The following is a 6,302-nucleotide window of genomic DNA, read 5'->3' on the forward strand; positions in this document are numbered from 1 at the left end:
ACCTCGCCGAGCTGTTCGGCGCGACTGTTGCCGATATTGTAGACGCGGTGCGGCCCCATGCTGCCGCCGGGCTTCGCCTGGCCGTCATCCGCAGGCGGCGCATCGAGCGCGGCGACGATGCCGGCGACGATGTCGTCGATATAGGTGAAGTCGCGCTCCATCCGGCCTGCATTGAACACCGGAATGGGCTCGCCGGCGAGGATCGCCTTGGTGAAGATCCACATCATCATGTCGGGACGACCCCAGGGGCCGTAGACGGTGAAGAAGCGCAGCCCGGTCTGCGGCAGGCGATAGAGATGCGCGTAGCTCTCGCTCATCAGCTCGTTCGACTTCTTCGTCGCGGCATAGAGCGACAGCGGGCGGTCGGTGCGATCCTCGACGCGGAAGGGCACGCTGTCATTGCCGCCATAGACCGACGAGGACGAGGCGTAGACCAGGTGCCGGACTTGCCGCGCGCGCGCGAGTTCGAGGATGTTGAGATGCCCGACCAGATTGGCCCGGGCATAGGCCATCGGATTCTCGATCGAGTAGCGGACGCCGGCCTGCGCACCGAGATGGACGATCCGGTCGATGTCGAGGCCTGCCACCGCCGCGTCGAGCGCGGGCGTATCCGCGAAATCGAGCTTGGCGAAGGTGAAGGCCGCGCCGTGCCGGTCACGCAGATAGGCGAGCCGCGCCGCCTTGAGCGCGGGGTCGTAATAGGCGTTGCATTCGTCGATGCCGAACACCGTCTCGCCACGTGCCAGCAACGCGTCCGCGACATGCATGCCGATGAAGCCGGCGGCGCCGGTTACGATCACTGTCATCGCTGTTCTTTCCTGATGGGTTCGGCGGCACCGAGAAGCGATGCCGATACCAGTGTCAACCCCATCAATCCCGCATCCCTGCTGTGCCGCGCGAGGCGGCGCGAGCGCGACGTCCATCATCGGGACGGCGGCGGCGGTGGCCGGTCTTCAATGTCGAGACCCGGCGAAGAACGGGCAAAGTATTGAAGCCAATCAATACTAAGCCAGATTATAGGACAACTAGCATTTCGCTGCAAAGCAGTATAGCCATAGGCCGCAAGCGCGCGGATACTTCCGTACAGAAACGAGTGGGTGGTATGAACGTAGATCAAGTTTTTGGTGGAACACACTCTCCGGGTGTATCGCCGGAAAAATTTGCGATGCCACCGGGAATGCGGATGCGGTATGACTTGCCCCAGGCAAGCCTTGCCGAATGCCTGACCGGATATGCGATCTATTCGGCCAGTGATCGCAATCCGCTCGTCAACTGGTATCTACCTGCACCAGTTATGATTTCTATTCTGGCGGATGCGGGGCCGATCACCGTGGCGATCGGCAACCACCGGTTCGGGCCGCTCGAGCGCGCCAGTCTCTACGGCCCGACCAGCCGCGCGTTTCGCACCGTCACGCATGGCGGCGTCGCGGTCGGGATCGGAATCAGCGCGATCGGCTGGTCCCGGATGACGTCGCGGCTGGCGGGTGATTTCCGCAACCGCATCGTGCCGCTCGAGACGCTGCTCGGTCCGGAAGTGTCGCGCCGGCTGACGACGGGGCTCGACGCGCTGTCCGACGATGCGATGATCAAGCCGTTCCTAGACGACGTGCTGGAACCGCTGTTCCAGCGCCGGCACCCGCAGGAGGAACTGATCCGTGCATTCGCCGCGCTGACGGTGACCGACGGGGTGATCGAGATGCAGGATGTCGCCGACCGGCTGGGGATCGAGACGCACGCGCTCAGGCGGCTCGCCACCCGCCATTTCGGTATGCTGCCCAAGATGCTGTTGCGGCGCGCGCGCTTCCTGCGGTCGTTCATCCGGCTGATCCGGCCCGATGGCCATGTCGATTATTCGGCGATCGACAGCAGCTATTTCGACGCGTCCCATTTCCTGCGCGACGCGACAACGTTCCTCGGCACGACGCCGCGGCGTTTCCTCGCATCGGAGACGTTGTTCCTGAAATCCAGCCTGCGTGCCCGCGCGGCGGTGATCGGTACACCGACGCAGGCGCTGCACATCCCGACGCCCCCGGTCAGTGTCAGCAGCATCATCCGCACCGTCCATGACGGCCGTGGCCGCCGCGACGAGCTGCCAAGCTAGCCGCAGCGGGCACATCCGGTTGGCCCTTCAATCGCCGATATGCGTTATGTCGAGGGGGGACGCAGATCGGATACGCGGATGATGCAGGAAGTTGAATTGAAGCTCGTCCTGACGGCGGACGCCGCGGACCAGGTCGCGCGCGAACTGCCGTCGGATGAGGCGACCCGTACCACGATGCTCGAGGCGATCTATTTCGACACGCCCGAGCAAACGCTACGGAAGCACGGCGCGTCGCTGCGGATCCGGCGCGCGGGCGATACGCGGATCCAGACGATCAAGATCGACCCGGCAAAGGGCGCCGGGCTGTTTTCACGCCCCGAATGGGAACGGCCGGTCATGGACGATCGTCCGCGTCTCGACGACACCACGCCGGTCTTCGCGCTGCTCGACGGGACGACCGAACGGCTCGCGCCGGCCTTCACCGTGTCGGTGGAACGACGCAGCTGGGAGATCAGCGAGAACGGGGCGGAGATCGAGCTCGTGCTGGACCGCGGGATGGTCCGGGTTGGCGAGCGGCAGTCGCCGGTCTGCGAAGTCGAGATCGAACTCAAGCGCGGCGACCCGACCGCGCTGTTCACGCTGGCCCGCCGGATCGCGGATATGGTGCCGCTGCGGCTCGGCGTCGTGACCAAGTCCGAGCGCGGTTACGGCCTGACCGGGCCGGTGCGTCGCGCCTTCAAGGCCGAGCCGGTATCGCTCGATGGCGACGCGACGACGATCGAGGCGCTCCGGATGGTTATTGGCGCCTGCCTGCGGCATTATCGGCTGAACGAGACGATCCTGCTCGAGACGCGCGCGCCGGAAGCGCTGCACCAGGCGCGTGTCGCGTTGCGGCGGACGCGCGCCGCGCTCGGGCTCTTCAAGCGCGTGCTGGGACGCGAGCAGACGGCCCATTTCCGGTCCGAGCTGCGCTGGCTGGCGCAGACGCTGGGGCAGGCGCGCGATCTCGACGTGCTGGCGGACATGGCGGCGGCGAAGCTGGGCGCGGGGGACGTCTTTGACCGGATCGAGGCGGCGCGCGGTCTGGCCTATGACGAGGTCGATGTGGCGCTGGAGTCGTCGCGCGTGCGGGCGGTGATGCTCGATCTGACGCAGTGGCTTGCGGTCGGCGACTGGTCGACGGCGGACGCGACGCGGGAGGTGCGCGAGGCGCCCGCCCGCGAATTTGCAGCGGCGGCGCTCCGCAAGCGACGCAAGGCGCTCAAGATTGGCGCGCCATCGCTCGCGCTGCTGACGGACGACGAACGCCATGCGATCCGCAAGGACGCCAAGACGCTGCGCTATGCGACGGAATTCTTCGCGGACCTGTTCGCCGATACGGCGCAGCAAAAGCGGCAGGCCAAGTTCGTCTCGACGCTCGAAACGCTGCAGGACCGGCTCGGCACGCTGAACGACGCGGCAACGGTGCCCGCGATCCTCGCCCGGCTGGGGATGGAGGATAATGAAGCGGCGCTGGTCGACGATCGCAAACACGCCAAGCGGCTCGACCGCGCTGCCGCGGCGCACTCGGCGCTGCTCGACCGGAAAGCCTTCTGGCGCTGATCGGGTGCACGACCGGCGCAGGTCGATGCAGATCAGCCTGTGCGCGCTGGTCGTCGTCGTCGGGGGTGTCTGGCCCGGGCGATCCTGCTGCCGCCGCCGCTGCAAAGCTATGCCGGGATGCTCGGCTGACGCGTCATTGCGACATCAGGCCGCGGCCGAATCAGTCCAGTCGCGCTCCGCCAGCGTGCGGGTTTCGGTGACGGGGAGCGCGCGGCCGAACAGATCGCCTTGCGCGTGCGTACAGCCGAGTGCCGCGACAAGCTGGCGCTCGTCCTGCGTCTCCACGCCTTCGGCGATGGTCGCGATGTCGAGGCTTTGCGCGAGCGCGACCACCGCGCGGATGATCGCCAGCGCCTCACGGCCGCCGCGCGCTGCGGCACGGACAAAGCTGCCGTCGATCTTGATCGAGGAAAAGCGGGTGCGGCTGAGATAGCCCAGCGACGAGTGGCCAATGCCGAAATCATCGAGGCTCAGGCGTACGCCAAGGTCGAGGATACGCGCGAGGGTCGTCGTCGCGCCACGATCCTCGCGCAGGAAGACGCCCTCGGTAACCTCGAGCTCGAGCCGGTCGGCTGACAGTCCGCTGTCGGCGAGCACGGTCGCGACGGTCGTGACGAAACCGTCATTCTGCAGCTGGACCGGCGATACGTTGACGGCGATGCGCAGACCCTCCGGCCAACTCGCGGCTTCGGCGCAGGCGGTGCGCAGGACCCAGGCGCCGATCTGCGCGATGATCCGTGCGTCTTCGGCGAGCGGGATGAAGCGGGACGGCGGGACCATGCCGAACTCCGGGCTTTCCCAGCGCAGCAGCGCCTCGAAGCCGCGCAGCATGCCGCCCTGCGTGTCGATGATCGGCTGATAGGCGAGGGACATCTCACCCCGATCGAGTGCGCCGCGCAGCGCGATCTCAAGCACCCGCCGCTCCTCCGCCTGGACGTAAAGCGCGGGTTCGTAGACGCGAAACACACCGCGACCGGCATCCTTGGCGCGATAGAGCGCCAGATCGGCGGACCGGATCAGCATCTCCGACGTGCGCCCGTCGCGCGGCCCGAAGGCAAGCCCGATGCTGGCGCCGATATGCAGCGTATAGTGATCGACGTCGTAGGGCCGCGACAATGCGGTGATGATGCGTCCGGCGAGCTCCTCGACCGCGCCCGTATCGCTGGCGTCGCGGACGACGAGCGCGAACTCGTCGCCGCCAAGCCGCCCGCAGGATTCGTTCGCGCTCATCATATGGCCGAGCCGTTCCGCGACCTGGCACAGTAGCCGGTCGCCGACCGGGTGGCCGAGCGTGTCGTTGACCGCCTTGAACCGGTCGAGATCGAGCATCATGAACGCGCAGCGTCCGCCACAGGCCTCCGCCGCGATCATCGCGTCTGACAGCGTCTCGGTGATCAGCCGGCGGTTGGGCAGCCCGGTCAACGTGTCGAAGCGCGCCATGCGGTTGATCTTGTCCGCGGACGCGCGCTGGTCCGTGACATCCGCGCCGACGCCGCGAAAGCCGCAGAATATCCCGCGGTCGTCGTATCGCGGCGCGGCGGCCAGCTGCCACCAGCGCTCCTGTTCGGTGAAGCGGATCGGCAGTCTCAGGTTGACGAAGCTGTCCCGGTTGCGCAGCTTTTCGGCAAGCGCGCGCAGGCCTGCCGCGAACGTGCCGCTGTCCCAGGATGGTCCGGCGAGCAGCTGGAGGATCGGCATGCCGTCGATATCCGCCGGCGCGCGACCGCACGCCCGCGCGAAACGGGCGCTGGGCCGGATGACGCGTCGTGTCGCGTCGGTCTCCCACAGCCATTCGGCTGCGCTTTCCTCGAACTCGAGCAGGAGCACGCTGATCGTCTCGTCGCGTTCGTCGAGCACCGCCTGCGCATTGTGGATCGTGACCAGCGCGCGCGTCCGGCTGAGGCAGGCGGTCATCAACAACAGCGTGAAGGCGAGCACCCCCCCGGCGATCGCAACCGCGTGCATCAGCATGAGCTGGACGAACGATACGAAACCGAGCGTGCCGATGAACATGAGCGTGGCGAGCGGCAGCGGCGCCATCGCGAAGGCTGCCCCCGTCATCACGATCATCAGCGTGAGCCCGAGCCCGATGCTCGTTGCAACCGGGACTTGCGGGCAGAAGAAAACCGGGATGACCGACCAAGCCAAAGCGAGGCTGCCCCCCTCCCACAAGGTTGCCCGGATATCCGTCCTGCCGCCATGCCCGGCAGCGCGCGAGGGAGCGAGGCGGCGGCGGACGGTCACCCACACGGTCCCCGCGATCAGAAGCATCGACCATGACGCGACCTGCCAGAACGGCATCCGGGGATAGAGCAATGCGGCACAGACGGCGGTCGCGAGCAGGTTGGCGGCGAGGGCGAACCAGGCGAGTTGCCGGCCGGCGTCGAGCTGCGCCGCGCGAAGCCGGCCCCATTCCCTGGGATCGCACCCTTCCGACAGCGCGAGCAGCGCGCGCATATCGATGGGCATGTGATGCGTCGACATTCGTGTACGCGCCGGCATGGTCGGCGGGGGCGTATCGGATCCGGAAGGCGACTGGCTGTTCACACCGCCGGGCTTAATGCACGTTGGTTATCGCAACGTTCCCATCCCCTGCGTTGTGAAAAATAACCGGGTCGGGGGCAGGGGCCGCGACTGTCCCGCCGCACTGGCGGGACGG

Annotated in this window: 4 protein-coding genes; 2 read left to right on the plus strand and 2 right to left on the minus strand. The window is 67.1% G+C overall.

Translation table 11 applies throughout. The features are described from left to right. Nucleotides 1-806: NAD-dependent epimerase/dehydratase family protein (locus tag sphsw_RS11750; protein ID WP_042467138.1), on the minus strand; the 806-nt coding region annotated here is incomplete at its 3' end. Nucleotides 807-1,183: 377 nt separating this feature from the next. Here sphsw_RS11750 and sphsw_RS11755 point away from each other — a divergent pair. Together sphsw_RS11755 and sphsw_RS11760 are read left to right on the plus strand one after the other, a co-directional pair. After that, nucleotides 1,184-2,101, plus strand: a complete 918-nt coding sequence (locus sphsw_RS11755) for a helix-turn-helix domain-containing protein (protein ID WP_160172636.1) — start codon at nucleotides 1,184-1,186, stop codon at nucleotides 2,099-2,101. Between the two features lie 78 nt (nucleotides 2,102-2,179). Then, nucleotides 2,180-3,643, plus strand: coding sequence for a CYTH and CHAD domain-containing protein (locus sphsw_RS11760; protein ID WP_031440785.1), 1,464 nt, complete (start codon nucleotides 2,180-2,182; stop codon nucleotides 3,641-3,643). Between the two features lie 144 nt (nucleotides 3,644-3,787). Here the strand turns inward: sphsw_RS11760 and sphsw_RS11765 are convergent, their stop codons facing one another. Next, entirely contained in the window at nucleotides 3,788-6,112 is a 2,325-nt protein-coding gene (locus tag sphsw_RS11765) for a putative bifunctional diguanylate cyclase/phosphodiesterase (protein ID WP_235188375.1), read from the minus strand. Nucleotides 6,113-6,302: the final 190 nt, after the last annotated feature.

The sequence above is a fragment of the Sphingomonas sp. FUKUSWIS1 genome (assembly GCF_000733135.1).
GTDB classification, from domain to species: Bacteria; Pseudomonadota; Alphaproteobacteria; order Sphingomonadales; family Sphingomonadaceae; genus Sphingomonas; species Sphingomonas aerolata.